Origin of the sequence: Nocardia mikamii NBRC 108933 (genome assembly GCF_001613505.1) — a bacterium.
Taxonomy (GTDB): domain Bacteria; phylum Actinomycetota; class Actinomycetes; order Mycobacteriales; family Mycobacteriaceae; genus Nocardia; species Nocardia mikamii.
Genome location: NZ_BDCM01000004.1, coordinates 155,797 through 175,438, shown reverse-complemented (window position 1 = coordinate 175,438; position 19,642 = coordinate 155,797). Strand labels below are relative to the sequence as shown.

13 protein-coding genes and 3 tRNA genes are annotated in these 19,642 nt (G+C 66.3%); 15 read left to right on the top strand and 1 reads right to left on the bottom strand.

Annotated elements, in window-relative coordinates; all coding sequences use genetic code 11:
• Positions 1-108 precede the first annotated feature (108 nt).
• From dnaA to NMI01S_RS05655, 11 genes are all read left to right on the top strand, one after another.
• Positions 109-2,157: a chromosomal replication initiator protein DnaA gene (gene dnaA / locus NMI01S_RS05700; protein ID WP_062994942.1), complete on the top strand. Its 2,049-nt coding sequence runs from the start codon at positions 109-111 to the stop codon at positions 2,155-2,157.
• Positions 2,158-2,988: 831 nt separating this feature from the next.
• Positions 2,989-4,158, top strand: a complete 1,170-nt coding sequence (gene dnaN / locus NMI01S_RS05695; RefSeq protein WP_062994941.1) for a DNA polymerase III subunit beta — start codon at positions 2,989-2,991, stop codon at positions 4,156-4,158.
• A 167-nt stretch (positions 4,159-4,325) separates the two neighbouring features.
• Complete coding sequence (gene recF, locus NMI01S_RS05690) at positions 4,326-5,561, top strand: DNA replication/repair protein RecF (RefSeq protein ID WP_062994940.1); 1,236 nt, start codon at positions 4,326-4,328, stop codon at positions 5,559-5,561.
• Between the two features lie 111 nt (positions 5,562-5,672).
• Positions 5,673-6,245 carry a DUF721 family protein gene (locus NMI01S_RS05685; RefSeq protein ID WP_062994939.1) on the top strand — a complete coding sequence of 191 codons (573 nt, stop codon included), beginning with the start codon at positions 5,673-5,675 and terminating at the stop codon, positions 6,243-6,245.
• Between the two features lie 390 nt (positions 6,246-6,635).
• Positions 6,636-8,684 (top strand): DNA topoisomerase (ATP-hydrolyzing) subunit B, encoded by a 2,049-nt coding sequence (gene gyrB / locus NMI01S_RS05680; protein ID WP_062994938.1) that lies wholly within the window; start codon positions 6,636-6,638, stop codon positions 8,682-8,684.
• 73 nt (positions 8,685-8,757) lie between these two features.
• Complete coding sequence (gene gyrA / locus NMI01S_RS05675) at positions 8,758-11,256, top strand: DNA gyrase subunit A (protein WP_062994937.1); 2,499 nt, start codon at positions 8,758-8,760, stop codon at positions 11,254-11,256.
• A 79-nt stretch (positions 11,257-11,335) separates the two neighbouring features.
• Positions 11,336-12,310, top strand: a complete 975-nt coding sequence (locus NMI01S_RS05670) for a DUF3566 domain-containing protein (RefSeq protein ID WP_062994936.1) — start codon at positions 11,336-11,338, stop codon at positions 12,308-12,310.
• Positions 12,311-12,456: 146 nt separating this feature from the next.
• Positions 12,457-12,530: transfer RNA gene (locus NMI01S_RS05665), tRNA-Ile, on the top strand.
• A gap of 33 nt (positions 12,531-12,563) precedes the next feature.
• Positions 12,564-12,636 (top strand) — tRNA-Ala (locus NMI01S_RS05660).
• Positions 12,637-12,791: 155 nt separating this feature from the next.
• The gene (locus NMI01S_RS35605; protein WP_210743954.1) at positions 12,792-12,899 is read left to right on the top strand and encodes a DLW-39 family protein; all 108 of its coding nucleotides are present in this window, start codon (positions 12,792-12,794) and stop codon (positions 12,897-12,899) included.
• Between the two features lie 16 nt (positions 12,900-12,915).
• Positions 12,916-12,988 (top strand) — tRNA-Ala (locus NMI01S_RS05655).
• Between the two features lie 33 nt (positions 12,989-13,021).
• Here NMI01S_RS05655 and NMI01S_RS05650 read toward each other — a convergent pair.
• Complete coding sequence (locus NMI01S_RS05650; protein ID WP_063920657.1) at positions 13,022-13,645, bottom strand: TetR/AcrR family transcriptional regulator; 624 nt, start codon at positions 13,643-13,645, stop codon at positions 13,022-13,024.
• Positions 13,646-13,823: 178 nt separating this feature from the next.
• Between NMI01S_RS05650 and NMI01S_RS05645 the strand changes: the two genes are divergently transcribed.
• The 4 genes from NMI01S_RS05645 to NMI01S_RS05630 all read left to right on the top strand — a co-directional run bounded on the left by NMI01S_RS05645 (position 13,824) and on the right by NMI01S_RS05630 (position 19,552).
• Positions 13,824-15,617 carry a multicopper oxidase family protein gene (locus tag NMI01S_RS05645; RefSeq protein ID WP_062994935.1) on the top strand — a complete coding sequence of 598 codons (1,794 nt, stop codon included), beginning with the start codon at positions 13,824-13,826 and terminating at the stop codon, positions 15,615-15,617.
• 6 nt (positions 15,618-15,623) lie between these two features.
• On the top strand, positions 15,624-16,880 hold the full coding sequence (locus tag NMI01S_RS05640; RefSeq protein WP_062995094.1) for an oxygenase MpaB family protein: 1,257 nt from the start codon (positions 15,624-15,626) through the stop codon (positions 16,878-16,880).
• Entirely contained in the window at positions 16,877-17,941 is a 1,065-nt protein-coding gene (locus tag NMI01S_RS05635; RefSeq protein ID WP_062994934.1) for a lipocalin-like domain-containing protein, read from the top strand. Before NMI01S_RS05640 ends, NMI01S_RS05635 begins: the two co-directional genes overlap by 4 nt.
• Positions 17,942-18,007: 66 nt before the next feature.
• Positions 18,008-19,552 (top strand): FAD-dependent monooxygenase, encoded by a 1,545-nt coding sequence (locus tag NMI01S_RS05630; RefSeq protein WP_062994933.1) that lies wholly within the window; start codon positions 18,008-18,010, stop codon positions 19,550-19,552.
• Positions 19,553-19,642: the final 90 nt, after the last annotated feature.

The following is a 19,642-nucleotide window of genomic DNA, read 5'->3' as shown; positions in this document are numbered from 1 at the left end:
TGTGGAAAGACCCCTGGAGTGGCATATTCGTATGGCTGACGGCCAGGCATGTCAGTGGTCGCCGACCGTTGGAGCTCCTGTCGAGTTGCTCCGGGGAGGAAATACTACGTGGACGACGAGCAGAACGTGTTGACCGCGGTCTGGCCCGAAGTGGTCGCCGAGCTCACCGCCGGCTCCACCGACGGAGCCATCCCGCCGGTGACCAACGCCCAGAAGGCGTGGCTCGGCCTGGTCAAGCCGCTCACGGTCGCACAAGGCTTTGCCCTGCTCTCGGTGCCTTCTTCCCTGGCCCAGGAGGCCATCGAACGCGATCTGCGCGAACCGATCCTGCGGTCGCTGGCCCGCCGGCTGGGCCCGCAGGTGGAGGGTCTCGGCGTCCGGATCGCCGCGCCGGCGAACCCGCCGCCGGACCGTCCCGGCGCCGGCGCCCGCCATGCTCGCCTCACCTCACGCCCCGAGCGGATGCGCGACAAGCCCCGCGAACCGGTCGGGTTCCCGGCGCCGCCGCAGTATCCCGACGCCGACGATTTCCCCACCCCACGCTATCTTTCCCCAGCCGACTACCAGGCCCGGACCGCCTATCCCCAGGGTGAGTATCCGTCCGCGCCGATGGCCGGGGAATTGCCGGACAGCCTCGGGCCGTCCTCGCCGCTGCGCCGAGATTCGGAAGCACATCTGCACGACGATGCGCTGGTCCGGCATCCGGACAGCCTGCGTCGCGATCCCGACGATCTGCGCCGGGAGCCCGACGCCTTCCGCCACGATCCGGACTCACTCCGGCGCGAAACCGACGCCCTGCGCCGGGACGCCGACATCCTGCCCGGCCGGGACGGACTGCACGGTCCGGATTCGCTGCGGCGGGAACCGGACTCACTGCGCCGCGACCACGAACTGCACCATCCACAGGAGGCGCTGCGCCGGGAGCCCGAGCCACTGCGTCACGACCAGGAGCTGCCCCGGGCGGGTGGACATCCCGGACAGGAATCGCTGTTCGCGCCGGAACCGGAGGTCGGCCAGCGCCCGGGCGTGGCCGAGGACGCCGACGAACCGGTGGTGAGCGCGCGCAATTCCTGGCCGACGTACTTCGCGAAGTCGCCGGAACCGCCGGCGCCGGCCCCCGCGACGTCGTCGGCCAGTTTGAACGCGAAGTACACCTTCGAGACCTTCGTCATCGGCGCCTCGAACCGGTTCGCGCACGCGGCGGCGGTGGCGATCGCCGAGGCGCCGGCCCGCGCGTACAACCCGCTGTTCGTCTGGGGGGCATCCGGTCTGGGAAAGACGCATCTGCTGCACGCGGCCGGGCATTATGCCCAGCGGCTGTTTCCCGGGATGCGCGTCAAATACGTCTCGACCGAGGAATTCACCAACGACTTCATCAACAGCCTGCGCGACGACCGGAAGGTGGCGTTCAAACGCCGCTACCGCGAGACCGACATCCTGCTGGTGGACGACATCCAGTTCATCGAGGGTAAGGAAGGTATCCAGGAGGAGTTCTTCCACACCTTCAACACCCTGCACAACGCGAACAAGCAGATCGTGGTGTCCTCCGATCGCCCGCCGAAGCAGCTGGCGACGCTGGAGGAACGCCTGCGCACCCGGTTCGAATGGGGTCTGATCACCGATGTGCAGCCGCCCGAGCTGGAGACCCGGATCGCGATTCTGCGCAAGAAGGCGCGGATGGATCGGCTCGATGTGCCGCACGACGTGCTGGAGCTGATCGCAAGCCGGGTCGAGCGCAATATCCGCGAACTCGAGGGCGCGCTGATCCGTGTGACAGCCTTCGCCTCTCTCAACGGCCAGCCGCTGGATCTGTCGCTGGCCGAGGTCGTGCTGCGCGATCTGATGCCCGACACCACGACCATCGAGATCACGGCGTCGACGATCATGGCCGTGACCGCGGAGTACTTCAACACCACGCTGGAGGAACTGACCGGTCCGGGTAAGGCCCGGCCGTTGGCTCAGGCTCGCCAGATCGCGATGTACCTGTGCCGGGAACTGACCGACCTTTCCCTGCCGAAGATCGGCCAGGCCTTCGGTCGCGACCACACGACGGTCATGTACGCGGAGAAGAAGGTGCGCAAGGAGATGACCGAGCGCCGGCGGGTCTACGACCAGGTTCAAGAACTCACAGCCCGAATCAAACAGCGCTCACGCTGAATCCGTACACAAGCCGATCCACCCGGTTGACCTGGGTGGATCGGCTTTTTCGTGTTGTGGATTCCTCGAGGAGTCCTTGTGGAGTCCTCGAGGAATCCCAGGTTTGTCCTCGAGGTTGCGCACAGTCGACGGGTGAACCTGTGCACGCATTCGCTCACAGCCCCCGGTCCACAGTTCTCACAGGCGAATCGGTCCACGGGGTCCGAACTGCGAAGACAGCCGAATCGGCATGTGGATTCCTCGAGGACTCCCTGTCAGGTCCTCGAGGAATCCCCCGGTAGTGCACCGATCGGCACACACGTGTGTACAACAGGCCTCGAGTCATGGAAGAACTCGAGGATGGCTCGAGGATGGAGGTTGAACAGTTTTCCGGCCTCCACAGCGGCTCACTGTTCATCCTCGAGTCACCCGTCGGACATCCCCACGCCGCCACGCCTTCTGAACTGGGCGAACGGCCCGCGTCCACAGAATCCACAGTGCCTACTACTACTTCAGTTCTTCTTCTTTAGATTTCTTCTTGAAAACAGGGTGTGTGGAAACTCGGCTCGGGGACCGACGGATCGATTCGTGGCACTCCACATCCGAACGAAGCAGGGAGCGGAACGGATCGGGCCTTCCGGCGACGACGCACCGGGCGAGGGGGTGACGTAGTCATCGCCCGCTTGCGCGGGTACGGTTTGATGTCGGTCGCCTGTGCCACACTGCGGTGCGTACGGACGAGCCGTTCCGACCGCATTGCCGCGCGAACCACGCTGTTGTATGAACCACGCTGCTCACCACGGCGTCGAACAGATCACGACCGATCGAGACTGGGAGAGGACATACCGAGCGATGGAGCTTGCAAGTATGAAGTTTCGGGTCGCTCGCGAGGATTTCGCGGAATCCGTCGCCTGGGTGGCCCGTAGCCTGCCGTCTCGCCCGCCCGTGCCCGTCCTGGGCGGTGTGCTGCTGGTGGCCGACGAGGACGGCCTCACGGTCTCCGGATTCGACTACGAGGTCTCCGCGCAGATGCGCGTCGCCGCCGAGGTGGCAGGCCCGGGACAGGTGCTGGTCTCCGGCCGCCTGCTGGCCGACATCACCAAGGCACTGTCCAACAAGCCGGTCGACGTCTCGGTCGACGGCACCCGCGTGCTGATCGCCTGTGGCAGCGCCAAGTTCTCGCTGCCGACCATGCCGGTCGAGGACTATCCCCAATTGCCCGAGCTGCCCCCGCAGACCGGCGAACTGGGTGTGGATCTGTTCTCCGAGGCCGTGGGCCAGGTGGCGGTCGCCGCCGGTCGCGACGACACCTTGCCGATGCTCACCGGTATCCGTGTGGAAATCGAGGGCTCCCGGGTGGTTCTGGCGGCCACCGACCGCTTCCGCCTCGCGGTGCGGCATCTGGAGTGGCAGCCCGGTCGCTCGGATGTGGAGACCGCGGTCCTGGTCCCGGCGCGCACGCTGTCGGAATCGGCGAAGACGCTCGGCGCCTCCGATGCGCCCGTCCAGCTGGCCTTCGGCACCGGAACCGACGGACTACTGGGGATCGTCAACGGCGGCCGCCGGACCACCACCCGGCTGCTCGACGCGGAATTCCCCAAGTTCCGCCAATTGCTCCCCAAGGAGCACACTTCGATCGCGACTCTCCAGGTGAGCGCGCTGATCGAGGCCATCAAGCGCGTAGCCCTGGTGGCCGAGCGTGGCGCCCAGGTGCGGCTCGAGTTCTCCGATCAGGGCCTGCAGCTCTCCGCCGGCGGTGACGACGCCGGTCGCGCCGAGGAATGGCTGGAGGCCGAGTTCCGCGGCGAACCGCTGACCATCGCGTTCAACCCCGGCTACCTCAACGACGGTCTGTCGGCGCTGCATTCGGACCGGGTGACCTTCGGTTTCACCACTCCCAGCCGCCCGGCGGTGATGTGCCCGACCACCGACGACGAGCCGGAACTGTCGGACTCCGGCGCGTTCGCGGCGTTGTCGAGCAACTACATCTACCTGTTGATGCCGGTTCGTTTGCCCGGCTGATCGATTCGGTTCCCGATGTTCCCCGCCTCGCCGGCCCCGATACGACCGGCGAGGCGGCACTCGTTCACTCCGACCTGTGGAGATGTTGATAAACCTGTGAAAAACCCCGGGCGCGTGTGCATTTCGACCCGTCCGTCACAAAGTGCCTGGTGACGGCGGGTTCAGCTATGCACATCCGGGCGCTCACACTGCGTGATTTCCGCTCCTGGGAGCACGCCGACCTCGAATTACCCACAGGCAGAACCGTTTTCCTGGGGTCGAACGGCAACGGTAAAACCAATCTCGTCGAGGCCGTCGGATATCTGTCCACACTCGGTTCCCACCGGGTTGCCGGTGACGGGCCGCTGATCAGGTTGGGGCAGCAGCGATCTCGGATCGGCGCGACCGTCGTCAACGGTGGCCGCGAACTGCGCATCGATGTGGAGTTGAATCAGGGCTCCGCCAATCGCGCGCAGATCAATCGGTCGCCGGTGCGCCGCACCCGCGAGATACTCGGCATCCTGCAGACCGTGTTGTTCGCGCCGGAGGATCTGGCGCTGGTCCGCGGCGACCCCTCCGAACGCCGCCGTTTCCTGGACGAACTGGCCACCGCCCGGCTGCCGCGCCTGGCCGCGGTCCGTTCGGACTACGACCGCGTGCTGCGGCAGCGCTCGGCGCTGTTGAAAACGGCTGGGCGGCAGGCTCGTTCGCGCTCCGGCGCGCCGGCCGAACTGAGCACCCTCGACGTCTGGGACGGACATCTGGCCGCGCACGGTGCGGAACTGCTGGCCCAGCGGCTACGCCTGGTGCACGAACTGCACCCATATCTCGAGCAGGCCTACCGGTCCATCGCACCGGAATCGCGGACCGCCGCCATCCGCTACCGCAGTTCCGCGCTGCCCGAGGACTTCCTGGATCCACAGCGTTCTCCACAGCCCGGAGATGTCGAGGCGCTGGAGGCGAATATGTTGAGCGAGTTGGCTTCCGCGCGCGGCAAGGAACTCGAGCGCGGCGTCTGCCTGGTCGGCCCGCATCGCGACGATCTGGATCTGATGCTCGGTTCGGCGCCCGCGAAAGGCTTTGCCAGCCACGGGGAATCGTGGTCGTTCGCCTTGGCCCTGCGGCTGGGCGCCTTCGAACTGCTGCGCAGCGCGGGCACCGATCCGGTCCTGCTGCTCGACGACGTGTTCGCGGAATTGGATCGCCGCCGTCGCACGGCGTTGGCGGCGGTGGCCGCGGGCGCCGAGCAGGTGCTGATCACGGCCGCGGTGCCCGAGGACGTGCCGCCGGAACTCGAGGCGAATCCGGTCCGGGTCGAGACCGACGGCGTCGCGGACGGGCGCACCTCGCGCATCGTCGAACCGCCGGAACTCGCGGACGTGCCCCTCGCGGACGAGCCGGCCGAAGGCGGGCACATCGGGTGACGCCGGTCGGCGCACCTGTGGCGAAGCGGCCCGTGCGCACGGGGCGCGAGTTGTCGGACCCAGCGGCTAGCCTTGCCGCAATGCAGTGATCGGAGGGGAAGGGAGTCGAAGGTGGCCGCAGAACCCGGGCGCGAAGACGGCTCCCCGCCGTCCCCCGGCCCCGAACCGGAACTGCGCGGTGTGGACCTGGCACGGCGTGCCCTGGAGGAGGCTCGCGCCGCGGCCCGCGCCAGCGGTAAGGCGGTCGGCCAGGGGCGAGCCTCACCTCGGAAGGGCGGGGTACGAGCATTACGAAGGCGCTCCGGCTGGTCCGGTGCGCGGCCCGACGACCGCGATCCGCAACTGCTCTCCGCGGTGGCCGGATCGCTGGCCAAGAGTCGTGGATGGTCGGGAAAGGTCGCCGAGGGAATGGTTTTCGGCCGGTGGTCGGCCGTGGTCGGAGACGATATCGCGGCACATGCCGACCCGGTATCGCTCACCGACGGCGTGCTGAGTATCCAGGCCGAATCCACCGCCTGGGCCACGCAGTTGCGAATGCTGCAGTCGCAGATATTGGCGAAGATCAATGCCGCGGTCGGTCACGGCGTGGTCACCTCGCTGAAGATCAGCGGTCCCGCCGCGCCGAGCTGGCGCAAGGGCGAGCGGCACATCAAGGGACGCGGTCCCCGCGACACCTACGGCTGAGCCGGGCCCGGGAGTTTCACGTGGAACCGGTGCGGAGATTCGTCCCGCGCGAAACCACATCGGCGTAACTTTCCGGCGCGGGATCCGAGTGGCCGTCGCTTTCCGCTGAGGCTCGCGGGAGCGGGTTCGCCTATAACCGGACCCGGTGGCGACCGATTTCACGCACTCACGACGCTCTCAGGGGTGTCATAGGTGCATCCTGTGCCGGGGGTACCAGTAGGATGGAAGAGTAACTAGCGGCGATACCTTCGGCGCGTTCCGTGCAGCACGCGCGAGGACCCGTAATTCTCGAGCAGTTCGAACATCTCGAGCAGAGGCCATACGGGGCTCGGTCTGTGTGTTGTCCGACGTCGCATCGAGGGATCAGCAAGTAAGGAGAGCTACCGAGCAGTGGCTGCCAACGACTCCAACGCAAGCGGCTCGTCCAATGCGAAAGCGGGCAACAAGGACTACGGTGCCTCCAACATCACCGTTCTCGAAGGACTCGAGGCGGTCCGCAAACGCCCCGGTATGTACATCGGTTCCACCGGTGAGCGCGGTCTGCACCACCTGATCTGGGAGGTTGTGGACAACTCCGTCGACGAGGCGATGGCCGGTTACGCGAGCCGTGTCGACGTGACCCTGCTGGCCGACGGCGGTGTCGAGGTCGTCGACGACGGTCGCGGTATCCCGGTGGCGATGCACGCCACGGGCGTGCCCACCATCGAGGTCGTCATGACCCAATTGCACGCCGGCGGCAAGTTCGACTCGGACGCCTACGCCGTGTCCGGTGGTCTGCACGGTGTCGGTATCTCCGTGGTGAACGCCCTGTCCAGCCGGATGGTCACCGAGATCGACCGCGATGGTTTCCACTGGAGCCAGGAGTACAAGGACGCCAAGCCCGGCAAGCTCGTCAAGGGCGAGCCCACCGACCGGACCGGCACCACGCAGCGCTTCTGGGCGGATCCGGACGTCTTCGAGACCACGACCTACAACTTCGAGACGATCTCGCGCCGGCTGCAGGAGATGGCATTCCTGAACAAGGGCCTGACCATCACCCTCACCGACCAGCGCGTCAGCGAGGCCGAGGTCACCGACGAGGTGGTCAGCGAGACCGCCGAGGCGCCCAAGCACGACGAGGGTACGGCCGCTGCGCCCGAGCCGAAGGTCAAGACCCGCACGTATCACTACCCGGGCGGCCTCGAGGATTTCGTCAAGCACATCAACCGCACGAAGCAGCCGATCCACAACACGGTCGTCGCGTTCACCAGTAAGGGCACCGGCCACGAACTCGAGGTCGCGATGCAGTGGAATTCGGGGTACTCCGAATCCGTCCACACCTTCGCCAACACCATCAACACCCACGAGGGTGGTACCCACGAAGAGGGCTTCCGCGCGGCGCTGACCACCGTTGTCAACAAGTACGCCAAGGACAAGAAGCTCATCAAGGAGAAGGACGGCAACCTCACCGGCGACGACATCCGCGAGGGTCTGGCCGCCATCGTGAGCGTCAAGGTCAGCGAGCCGCAGTTCGAGGGCCAGACCAAGACGAAGCTCGGCAACACCGAGGTGAAGTCGTTCGTCCAGCGCACCTGCAACGAACATCTCGCCCACTGGTTCGAGGCCAATCCGGCCGACGCCAAGACGATCGTGCAGAAGGCGGTGTCCTCGGCGCAGGCCCGCGTCGCCGCCCGCAAGGCTCGTGAACTGGTCCGGCGCAAGAGCGCCACCGATCTGGGCGGGCTGCCGGGCAAGCTGGCCGACTGCCGCTCCAAGGATCCGAGCAAGTCCGAGATCTACATCGTCGAGGGTGACTCGGCCGGTGGCTCGGCGAAATCCGGCCGCGACTCGATGTACCAGGCGATCCTGCCGCTGCGCGGAAAGATCATCAACGTCGAGAAGGCGCGCATCGACCGAGTCCTCAAGAACAACGAGGTCCAGTCGATCATCACCGCGTTCGGCACCGGTATTCACGACGAATTCGACATCTCGAAGCTGCGGTACCACAAGATCGTGCTGATGGCCGACGCCGATGTCGACGGCCAGCACATCTCGACGCTGCTGCTCACCCTGCTCTTCCGCTTCATGCGTCCGCTGGTCGAACACGGTCACGTGTATCTGGCCCAGCCGCCGCTGTACAAGCTGAAGTGGCAGCGGTCGGATCCGGAATTCGCCTACTCCGACCGCGAACGCGACGGTCTGCTGGAGGCCGGTCTGGCCGCCGGCAAGAAGATCAACAAGGACGACGGCGTCCAGCGCTACAAGGGTCTCGGCGAGATGAACGCCAAGGAGCTGTGGGAGACCACCATGGATCCTTCGGTGCGGGTGCTTCGTCAGGTGACGTTGGACGACGCGGCCGCGGCCGACGAGTTGTTCTCCGTGCTGATGGGTGAGGACGTCGAGGCGCGCCGCAGCTTCATCACCCGCAATGCCAAGGACGTCCGCTTCCTCGACGTGTAGGCGGCGCTGCGCAGCGTACCGCGCGCCCGTCCACATGCCGAGCCCTTATGCACAGGCCCTCTAAGGAGACTTCATGACCGAGACCACGCTGCCGCCCAACGGTGGTGCGGGCGACCGGATCGAGCCGGTCGACATTCAGAACGAAATGCAGAGCAGTTACATCGATTACGCGATGAGCGTGATCGTGGGCCGCGCGCTGCCGGATGTGCGCGACGGCCTCAAGCCTGTGCACAGGCGCGTGCTCTACGCGATGTACGACAACGGCTACCGGCCCGATCGCGGCTATGTGAAGTCCGCGCGCCCGGTCGCCGAGACCATGGGTAACTACCACCCGCACGGCGACGCCTCGATCTACGACACCCTGGTGCGCATGGCGCAGCCGTGGTCGCTGCGGTATCCGCTGGTCGACGGGCAGGGCAACTTCGGTTCCCGCGGTAACGACGGCGCGGCCGCCATGCGGTACACCGAGTGCCGGCTCACCCCGCTGGCGATGGAGCTGCTCCGCGAAATCGACCACGAGACGGTCGATTTCACGCCGAACTACGACGGCCGCTCCCAGGAGCCCGTGGTTCTCCCCAGCCGGGTGCCGAACCTGTTGATGAACGGGTCCAACGGCATCGCCGTCGGTATGGCGACCAATATCCCGCCGCACAACCTGAACGAGCTGGCCGAAGCCATCTACTGGGCGCTGGACAACTACGACGCCGACGAGGAGACCACCCTCGCCGCGTGTATGGAGCGCGTCAAGGGTCCGGACTTCCCGACCTACGGCCTGATCGTCGGAAGCCAGGGCATCCACGACGCCTACACCACCGGACGCGGTTCCATCCGGATGCGCGGTGTGGTCGAGATCGAGGAGGACAATCGTGGTCGGACCACGATCGTCATCACCGAGCTGCCGTACCAGGTCAACACCGACAACTTCATCAACTCGATCGCCGAGCAGGTCAAGGACGGCAAGATCGCGGGTATCTCCGATATCCACGACGAGTCCTCCGACCGCGCGGGTATGCGGATCGTGGTCACGGTCAAGCGCGATGCCGTGGCGAAGGTGGTGCTGAACAACCTCTACAAGCACACCCAGCTGCAGACCAGCTTCGGCGCCAACATGCTGTCGATCGTCGACGGTGTGCCGCGCACGCTGCGGCTGGACCAGATGATCCGGCTCTACGTCGATCACCAGTTGGACGTCATCGTCCGGCGCACCCGCTACCTGTTGCGCAAGGCCGAGGAGCGGGCGCACATCCTGCGCGGCCTGGTCAAGGCGCTGGACATGCTGGACGAGGTCATCGCCCTGATCCGGCGTTCGGCCAATACCGACACCGCGCGCACCGGCCTGATGGAATTGCTCGAGATCGACGAGATCCAGGCGACCGCCATCCTCGATATGCAGCTACGGCGCCTGTCGGCCCTGGAGCGGCAGAAGATCATCGACGAATTGGCCCGCATCGAGGCCGAGATCGCCGATTTGAAGGACATCCTGGAGAAGCCGGAACGTCAGCGCGCCATCGTGCGCGACGAGCTGGCCGAGATCGTCGAGAAGTACGGCGACGACCGCCGCACCAAGATCGTCGCGGCCGACGGTGACGTCGCCGACGAGGATCTGATCGCTCGCGAGGACGTCGTGGTCACCATCACCGCGACCGGCTACGCCAAGCGCACCAAGACCGATCTGTACCGCAGCCAGAAGCGCGGCGGTAAGGGTGTGCAGGGCGCGGGGCTCAAGCAGGACGATCTGGTCAAGCACTTCTTCGTGACCTCGACTCACGACTGGCTGCTGTTCTTCACCAACCTCGGCCGGGTCTACCGGGCCAAGGCCTACGAGTTGCCCGAGGCCAACCGCACCGCGCGGGGCCAGCACGTGGCCAACCTGCTGGCGTTCCAGCCGGAGGAGAAGATCGCCCAGGTCATCCGGATCAAGACCTACGAGGACGCTCCGTATCTGGTGCTGGCCACCCGCAACGGCCTGGTGAAGAAGTCGAAGCTGACCGACTTCGATTCCAACCGCACCGGCGGCATCGTCGCGGTGAATCTGCGCGATGCTGACGAATTGGTCGGCGCCGCACTGTGTTCGGCCGACGACGATCTGCTGCTGGTGTCCGCGCACGGCCAGTCGATCCGGTTCACCGCCAACGACGAGGTACTGCGTCCCATGGGCCGCGCGACCTCGGGTGTGCAGGGGATGCGGTTCAACGCCGACGATGAGCTGTTGTCGCTCAACGTCGTTCGTGACGGCACCTATCTGCTGGTCGCGACCGCGGGCGGATACTCCAAGCGCACCGCGATCGAGGAGTACACCGCACAGGGCCGCGGCGGTAAAGGTGTGTTGACGATTCAGTACGACCCGAAGCGTGGCAGTCTGGTAGGAGCGCTCATCGTCGACGACGATGACGAGCTCTATGCCATCACGTCCGGCGGCGGTGTCATCCGGACGGCGGCGAATCAGGTACGCAAGGCGGGCCGGCAGACCAAGGGCGTGCGTTTGATGAACCTCGGCGAGGGCGATACCTTGCTGGCGATCGCTCGTAACGCTGATGAGCCCGACCAGGTTTCCGGTGAAGAAGAGGCCTGAGGCTCGGATTAGCGTTAGGTTCTGGAAGCGGTAATTTCTCCACAAGCAGCGGCGCCACGACGGATCGAAGGATTCTGCATTGACCACTCCGAATCAGCCGAACGACGAGCGAAACCACGCCAACGGTGTGACCGAGCGGATCGCACCGTCACCGATTCCGCCGCGGCCGGCGCCGCGGTCGGGGTCGTCGGCCGACAACGGCTCGGGTAGTTCACCCGCAAACCCCGAGTCGCAAGGCGATTCCGCGAAATCCGGCGGTTCGGCGCCGGAGGCCGCCGAGGCTGGTGACGGTCGTGGTGGTTCTCGCTTCGAGGAAGGGTGGTCGCAGCTGCCGCAGCGGGAGCCGCAGTCGAATCTGAATCGCCCCGGCCAGGCCCCGGTGCAGGGCCGGGCGAATTCGCAGACCGGTCTCGGTGGCGGGGTGAAGAACGCCCGCACCACCACCGACCTCGCGGCCAAGGCGGCGCGCAAGGAAGCGGCGATGGTGAAGTCCGTCGGCATCGACGGACCCACCCGCAGCATCGCCCGCCCGGAACTGATCAAGGATCTGCCCGATCTGTCGGATCTGCGTCATCCGATGCCGCAGGCGGATGCCGGTGCGGCACAGTCGGTTCCGATGGCGGTGCCGACCGCGGCGCCGACCGTCTCGCCGGCCGCGCAGGCGGCGGTCGCCCAGGCGGTGACCAGCGGTGAGCCGTTGCGCGCGACCGTGCAGGTGCGCCATATCGACCCGTGGTCGACGTTGAAGGTGTCGCTGGTGATCAGCGTCGCCATGTTCTTCGTGTGGATGCTGGCCGTCGGATTCCTCTACATCGTGCTGTCCGGCATGGGTGTGTGGGACCGCCTCAACAGCACCTTCACCGACATGGTGAACGACAACAACTCCTCGGCGACGACGATCATCGACGCCGGCAGCGTCTTCGGATACGCGGCCGTCATCGGCCTGATCAACGTGGTGCTGTTCACCGCGCTCTCGACGGTGGGTGTGTTCATCTACAACCAGTGCACCGATCTGGTGGGCGGCGTGCAGGTGACGCTGGCCGATCCGGACTGACGACTCGCGACGCTCGGCCGGTCGGTTCTCACCGGACCGGCCGTTCGTGCTTTACGGGCGCTCTGACCAGGCGTTTTGGAGAGCAATCGGAGGGTTGTGTAGTCTCTAGCGAGTCAGTCACGACAACATGTCGAGACGAACACTACGGGCCTATAGCTCAGGCGGTTAGAGCGCTTCGCTGATAACGAAGAGGTCGGAGGTTCAAGTCCTCCTAGGCCCACATTCACATACCTGGTCGTCATCGACGGCCGAGGGGGCCTTAGCTCAATTGGCAGAGCACTGCCTTTGCAAGGCAGGGGTTAGGGGTTCGATTCCCCTAGGCTCCACTTCTTCTTCTTCTTCTCACGATCCGGGGGGATCCGATCACTGTCGCGCCGGTTCCGGTCGCACCTGTTCACAGCACGCAGTGCCGACGGTATCGCGTCGTCGGCGCCGGAAGTCGTGGCTGCCGGGGCCGACGCGGCACAGTAGGGTGGACGGCATGAAACTTCTTCTGACGATCGGTGTCATTGCCGCAGTTGTCTTCGCCGTCACCAAGGTTCGCAAGCGAAGCGAGGCGGATCTGTGGCACGAGGTGACCGCGCGCTGAGCCGGCACGCTCGACCGGGGCCTTAGCTCAATTGGCAGAGCACTGCCTTTGCAAGGCAGGGGTTAGGGGTTCGATTCCCCTAGGCTCCACACATTCACAGCTCCACACCTTCACAGCTCCACTCACGGCCGGGCCAGCAGGTCGATGACCGCCTGTACTTCCTCCGGCGTCGGGGTCGGCAGATTGTCGCGGCCGTGGATCAGCCCGATTCCCAGATACACCATCGCGCCCGCGCGCAGCCGCGCCTGAACCGGCTCGAAACCCAGATCGAGCATGGCCGTCTGCACCGTGCGGAAGATGCGCTGATCCAGCGCCCGGACGGCCGCCGCCACGGTGTCGTCGGTGCGTGACCACTCCCGCACCGATGCCTCGACCATCCAGTGCTTCGGGTCCACCAGCATGGCCGCCATCTGTTCGATGCGGGACTCGACCGGAATCGAATCCAAGGCGGCGAGGGCGCGGACGGCTTCGCTCTGCATGTCGCCCCACCGGTCGGCCATCGCGGCCATCAGCTGTTCGAGATCGTCGAAATGCCAGTAGAAACTGCCCTTGGTGACGCCCAGTTCCTCACACAGCCGGGGAATCCGGATCGCGGTGACACCCTCGCGCCCGAGCAGGTCCAAGGCGCCGTTCACCCAGTCGTCGTATGACAGCCGCGCCGTCCGAGGGCGGTTGCGCTGTTGTGCCTCCGCTTTTCTGGACACCGCTTTCTTGGACGTGACCGGGGCCTTCTTCGGTGTCGTCATCCAGTCACCGCCGAGTCGCCCAGGTCCATGACCCGATCGTAGGGGAGCCGGTCCGCTGGGGATTCGATGCGCACCCGACGCACCTCCTCGTACCATTCAAATGAGTACCGTCAACTGTACTCAATGGTATGGTCGCTGCGACGGGTGACGATCGGTGTCACCTCGGAAGGTGCGAGGGATGTATCGACCGATCGGCCGCCGCGCGATGCTGCGCGGACTCGGCGCGGGTGTGACGGCCGCCGTGGCCGGGCGCGCGGCGATGGCCGCCGCCGATCCGGTGCCGGGCGGGTTCGAGAGTCCGCTGATAGTCCATTCGCCGCCGATGCGGCCCTTCGTCGACGAACTTCCGCGGCCACCCGTCGTCACCGGGAGTCACCTGGACCTCGTCGCGACCACCACCAGCCATCGCTTTCACCGCGATCTGCCCGCGGTGCCCGCATTCGGATACAACGACCGGACGTATCTGGGCCCGACCGTCGAACACGAGGCCGGCCGTCCGCTCACCGTCCGGTTCCACAACCGGCTCGGCGACCATCCGTTCGCGGCCGATATCGACACCACGCTGCACGGGGTGCCGGAGAGTTACCGGACCACCGTCCCGGCCTCGCTGCATCTGCACGGCGGAGTGACGCCGCCCGCCAGTGACGGCCATCCCGAACGACTGGTCATGCCGGGACAGCACCTCGATCACGACTTCCCGCTGCGGCAGTCGGCCGGTCACCTCTGGTACCACGATCACGCGATGGGGATCACCCGCGCGAACGTCTACGCCGGGTTGACGGGCATGATGCTACTGCGAGACGAATTCGACACGGGGGCACCGGACAATCCGCTCGGGCTGCCGGCGGGGGAGTTCGAAATACCCCTGGTGCTGCAAGAGAAATTGTTCACGCCCGACGGGCGCCAGAGTCTGCGTTCGACCGCGGTGGTGCCGCCGGGTTCGTGGGAGGGCGGCGCGGTCGGCGACGTCGGAGTGGTGAACGGGGTGGTGTGGCCACAGCTGCCGGTCGCGCGCGGTCTGTATCGGTTCCGTGCGATCAATGCCGCCTCGTTCAGTACGTGGAATCTGTTCTTCGGCAATCGGATGCGGTTCTGGGTGATCGGAAACGACCACGGACTGCTCGATGCGCCGGTGCCGGTGCGTAGTCTGCGGCTCGCTCCGGCCGAACGGATCGACCTCCTGGTGGATTTCGCCGATCTCGCGCCGGGGGAGACGGTCGACCTGTGCAACGACGAACAACCGGTGTTCCAGGCGGCGATCCTCGGGGAGGTCGCGATGCCGGTGTTCTGCCGCTTCCGTGCCGAGGATCGCGCGGGATTGCGCGGACCGGTGCCGCAGACGCTGCGCGGCGGGCCGCGACAGCCCGCGATGCTGCCGCCGGTACCGGCGCCGACGCTGTCGCGCATCCTCACGATCAGCCAGCCCTACGAACTGCGGATGCCGCCCGCGATCATGTCGCTGAACAATCTGCGCTATTCGGATCCGGATATCGACATGCCACGGCAGGGCACGACCGAGGTGTGGAACATCGTCAACATCACACCCGATCCCCATCCCATCCACATCCACCTGGTGGATTTCCGCATCCTGAGCCGGACGCCGCTGCGCACTGTGGATTATCAACTCGCTCATCCCCAACCGGCGATCGGCACTCGCTGGACACCCGACCCGGAGGGTTTCCTCGCGGGCCCGGCGCAGCCGCCGGCGCCGTGGGAGAGCGGCCGTAAGGATGTGGTGCGAGTCGACGGCGGCACCGTCACCCGCATCGTGGTGCGATTCCCGACCGCCGACGAACTCGGATTCGATCCCGACGCGTCGTTTCCCAGGATCGGCCCGCCGATGCCGGGTGCGGCGCATTCGGCGGAGCATGCCGCGCATCAGGATTCGGATCTGCGCGGTTTCGTCTGGCACTGCCATCTGCTCGATCACGAGGACCACGACATGATGCTGCGATTCCGAACGGTGCGGTGAATGCGAATGACGACACAGCTACGAACCCTGAAATGCCCCAGCGCTTTCCGGTACTGGGAGGCCAAGCAGCAGCCCGCCGTCCAGCGGCTGGAAGCGATCGTGCGGAAGGTGACCGGCGCCGAACTCTTTCCGACCGACGACCAGGCGCGAGCCCTCACCGAGGATCTGTTCGCCGGTGATCCGGTCGCCGAACGATTCGTCGCCGAGGTGATGCACGGTCCCGGCGGTTCGGCGGCGGGCCGGGCTCTGCTGGACCGGGCCTTGGCCGAGGGGATCGATGCCGTTCCCGAGGCACCGGATTCGATGCGTGAACTGTTCGCCGAATTCGACACCGTGCCCGAATGGGTACGTCCGGAACTGGTCGAACAGGGCGCGGCCATCTGGCGGCGCTGGGGCACCATGTTGTTCAGCTTCGCGGGTGCGGAAACACTGGAGATGTACACCGAATCCGCGGTCGCCACTCCGCTGTCGCTGGCGGGCGGCTACGCCGGAAACAGTGCGCTGCGCCGATATTTGGAGACCTGCCGATTCTGGATGGACGTCTCGCAGCCGAATGCGCTGCTGACGCCGGGGTCGACCGGGCGCGCCACCGCGCTGAAGGTCCGGGTCATGCACGTTTCTGTGCGGGCGCGAGTAGCCGGCCATCCCGAATGGGATATCGACAAGTGGGGACTGCCGATCAGCCAGACGTATCAGTTGCTGACCCTGATCGCGGGCAGTGTGACACCCGGACTCGGACTGTGGGCGCTGGGCTATCAGACCACACCATCGGAAATACGTGCGCTGCTGCACTTTCAGAGATACATGGGTTATCTGCTGGGCGTGCGTTTGCAGTGGCATCCGGAAACCGTCGTCGACTCGCTGCGGGTGCTGGCGATGACGATCGCCTCGCGTTCCTACGATGCCGGTGCGCACGGCGCGGAATTGATCGAGTCCTACCCCGCCGCCTTCGCCCCGCGCCCCGAACACCGCGGCGCGAGCCGGGTGCGGGCGGCCTACAACTACCGCATCAACTCGGTGTATTCGGCGATGTACATGGCACCCGGCACACGGCGCAAATACCGTATGCCCCCGGCCTTTCCCTGGTTGCTGATTCCCGTGCTGCGGTTCCCGCTGATCACCGTCATGGAATTCGTGCGCCGGATACCGCCGGTCGGGCGGCTGCACGAGAAGGTGATGGTCCGGCACCGGGAGAACTGGTACCGCGCCCAAATGCAGGGCCGGGAAGCGGAATTCGATGCGAGCGGAGCGTTGCGGCGATGAACGACACAGCCATTGTCGAGGCATGGAACGGTCCCGGCCGCCGGGACGGCGAACTCACCACGGTCGAACCGCGGCACAACGCACTCCATCCCGCGGCGAGTTCGCTCGCCTTCGAGCACTGGTATTTCGACGCACATCTCGACAGCGGACACACCGTCGTCGGATTCCTCACCAAACGCCGGCCCGAGGATTTCCCGCACGCGCGTCCCTGGGTCGAGTTGATGGTCTACGAACCGGACGGCACCCGCCGGCAGGTCTCCCGGAAGTATCCCCGCGCTCAGGCGTCGTTCGACGCGCGATCCTGTGATGTACGGATCGGAAACAACCGGGCCTACACCGAATTCCGGACCGACGGGTTGCCGACGCACCATCTGCGACTGGCCGAGGACGGTCTGGAATTCGACCTGCGCTTCGACAACGAGCTGCCCAGCTGGATGCCGGGACAGGGCGAAACACATTTCGGCGGCGGTGATTCCTTCGGCTGGGTCGTCGGCGCGCCGCGAGCCCGGGTGAGCGGCACCGTGACCGTCGACGGCGTCGAGCGGTCCGTCACCGGTCGCGGTTACGCCGACCACAACTGGGGCGTCGGCGATATGCGCAAGATCATCGAGCGCTGGCACTGGGGCCGGCTGTATGTCGAGGACTATTCGCTGCTGTTCGCCGACGTGCTGACCCAGCGGCGGCGTGGAGCTCACGAGATCGCGCCGCTCATGCTGGCTCACCGGGACCGCATCGTCCTCTCGACCGGCGAGACGACCTTGCGGGAGGGGCCGGCGCGGTTCGACGCCACCGCCGGGCGCGGCTATCCGGAGTGGATCGAATTGTGCGTACCCGATCAGGTGGAGTTGCGGCTGACCGTGGACAGGGTGATCCACGCCCACGATCTCCTCGACGATATTCCGCTGGTCGGCACCCGGTTGCTGAAACCGCTGGCGCACAGGTTGATCGGTCATCCGGGCTATTTCCGATTCGAATCCACCTTCGAACTGACCGTGCGCGGCGAGACCGAACCGGTCCGGCGCACCGGCACCACCTTGCACGAACTGGTGGCGCTCACCTGAGTCTTGCGCGGGCCGCGCATTCGCGGTGCAAGGCGGCTGCAAGCGACCGGCGGCAGGGTCGATGTCATGAGCGAGACATTCGATGTAGTGGTTGCCGGCGCGGGCCCCGTCGGGCTGATGCTGGCGTGTGAACTGCGGCTGGCCGGTGTCGAGGTGCTGGTCGTGGAGCGGCTGACGGAGATCGATCGGACCATCAAGGCCGGAGCGATCAATGTGCCGACGGCACAGGCCTTCGATCGACGCGGACTGTTGCCCGAGTTGCTGTCGCATCAGCAGGCGGCGGTCGAGCGGATGAAGGCGTTCACCGGCGGCACGGCGGGCCCCGCGAACCGGCCGCCGATCGCGGGCCATTTCGCGGGAATCATGTTGTCGTTCGACCTGATCGACGCGGAAGACCCGGCCTTCGCCGGTGTGGGGCCGGCGGGCCGGGCCGTGCTGGTGAGCCAGCAGGGCATCGAGGAAATTCTCGGTGCACGCGCGGCGGAACTCGGCGTGGTGGTGCGCCGAGGGGTGCACCTGACCGATCTGACCGACCACGGCGACGGGGTGACGGTGCGTTGCCGGTCCGACGAGCGCGGCGGTGCCGAAGAGATCCGCGCTTCGTGGCTGGTGGGTTGCGACGGCGGACGCAGCACGGTCCGCACACTCGCCGGCTTCGATTTCCCGGGTATCGGGCCGGAGATCACCGGGCGGCAGGCAGTGGTGGAGATGTCGGAAACCGAAGGGCTCCAGCCCGGTTGGCACGACACCGAACACGGCATCTACGTCTACGGACCGACTCCAGGCCGCTTTCTGACCGTCGAACTCGACGGACCGCCCGTCGATCGTGACGCGCCGATCACGGCCGCCGAGCTGGAGGCGAGCCTGCGCCGGGTCGCCGGGGTACCCGTGCGGGTCTCGGCGGTGCATTCGGCGACCCGGTTCACCGACAACACCCGTCAGGTGCCGGACTATCGCAAGGGCCGCGTGTTGCTCGCCGGCGATGCGGCGCACGTGCATTCGCCGTTCGGCGGACAGGGCCTGAATCTGGGAATCGGCGATGCGGTCTGTCTCGGCTGGAAGCTCGCCGCGGTCGTCGACGGCCGGATGGACGAGCGGCTCCTGGACACCTACACCGCTGAGCGGTATCCGATCGGCGCCTGGGTGCTGGAATGGACTCGGGCGCAGGTCGCGCTCATGCGGCTGGATCGGCGCAGTAAGGCGCTGCGGGCGGTGATGTCCGAACTGCTGTCCACCGGCGACGGCGCGACCACCGTGTTCAAACGGATCTCCGGTGTCCTGCACCGCTACCACCTGGGCGGCGACCATGAACTGGTCGGCACCATCGTTCCCGATCGCGATCTCTCCGACGGAACTCGCGTGGCCGAACACTTCACCACCGGCCAGGGCGTGCTGTTCGACTTCGCCGACTCCGCGGAGCTGCGCGACGCGGCGGCGCCGTGGCAGGACCGGATACGGATCGTCACGGCGAAGCCGCTGGACGCCTCGGACGGGACCGGTGCCGGCGAGGCGGCCGGCGTGCTCGTCCGTCCGGACGGATACGTCGCTTGGGCCGCCACCGAAGGCGTCGACGGTATGGCGACGGCTCTGACTCGCTGGTTCGGTCGGTGAGCGCGATTCCCGCCGGCCCTACCCGACGTGTTATATGTAACTTCGAGTAGCGGGCAGATGTGCTGCCTGCCTACCATCGGACAGCTATCG

Bases quoted from the DNA above. Each gene is read 5' to 3' on its own strand.
- dnaN (WP_062994941.1), top strand. From the start codon at position 2,989: ATGGAGCTTGCAAGTATGAAGTTTCGGGTCGCTCGCGAGGATTTCGCG.
- recF (WP_062994940.1), top strand. From the start codon at position 4,326: ATGCACATCCGGGCGCTCACACTGCGTGATTTCCGCTCCTGGGAGCAC.
- gyrA (WP_062994937.1), top strand. From the start codon at position 8,758: ATGACCGAGACCACGCTGCCGCCCAACGGTGGTGCGGGCGACCGGATC.
- NMI01S_RS35605 (WP_210743954.1), top strand. From the start codon at position 12,792: ATGAAACTTCTTCTGACGATCGGTGTCATTGCCGCAGTTGTCTTCGCC.
- NMI01S_RS05650 (WP_063920657.1), bottom strand. From the start codon at position 13,645: ATGACGACACCGAAGAAGGCCCCGGTCACGTCCAAGAAAGCGGTGTCC.
- NMI01S_RS05645 (WP_062994935.1), top strand. From the start codon at position 13,824: ATGTATCGACCGATCGGCCGCCGCGCGATGCTGCGCGGACTCGGCGCG.
- NMI01S_RS05640 (WP_062995094.1), top strand. From the start codon at position 15,624: ATGACGACACAGCTACGAACCCTGAAATGCCCCAGCGCTTTCCGGTAC.
- NMI01S_RS05635 (WP_062994934.1), top strand. From the start codon at position 16,877: ATGAACGACACAGCCATTGTCGAGGCATGGAACGGTCCCGGCCGCCGG.
- NMI01S_RS05630 (WP_062994933.1), top strand. From the start codon at position 18,008: ATGAGCGAGACATTCGATGTAGTGGTTGCCGGCGCGGGCCCCGTCGGG.